Origin of the sequence: Leucobacter sp. G161 (assembly GCF_001482305.1) — a bacterium.
Taxonomy (GTDB): Bacteria; Actinomycetota; Actinomycetes; order Actinomycetales; family Microbacteriaceae; genus Leucobacter.
In genome coordinates this window covers 1-269 of record NZ_LOHP01000045.1, presented here as the reverse complement: position 1 = coordinate 269, position 269 = coordinate 1, and the positions used below count along the sequence as shown (strand labels likewise).

Sequence of the window (269 nt, the reverse complement as noted above, 5' to 3'; positions counted from 1 at the left end):
CCCTGCCGGTCATCACGGAACGGCTTGCGATCACGATCGCCACCACGGAACGGAGCACGATCGCCACCGCCCTGACGGTCGCCACGGTACGGGGCGCGGTCGCCGCCGCCCTGCCGGTCATCACGGAACGGCTTGCGATCACGCTCGCCGCCCGACGGGCGGTCACCGCGGTAGGGGCGCTGCTCGTCACGGCCACCGCGGTCATCCCGGAACGGCTTGCGGTCGCGATCGTTGCGGTCGTAGCCGCCGGTGCGGGGCTTGTCGCCACC

The 269-nt window shown here is 72.9% G+C and carries 1 protein-coding gene; it reads left to right on the top strand.

Annotated elements, in window-relative coordinates; all coding sequences use genetic code 11:
* The coding region (locus tag AUL38_RS17345) for a hypothetical protein (RefSeq protein WP_201023675.1) at window positions 1-269 on the top strand (269 nt) is incomplete at both ends.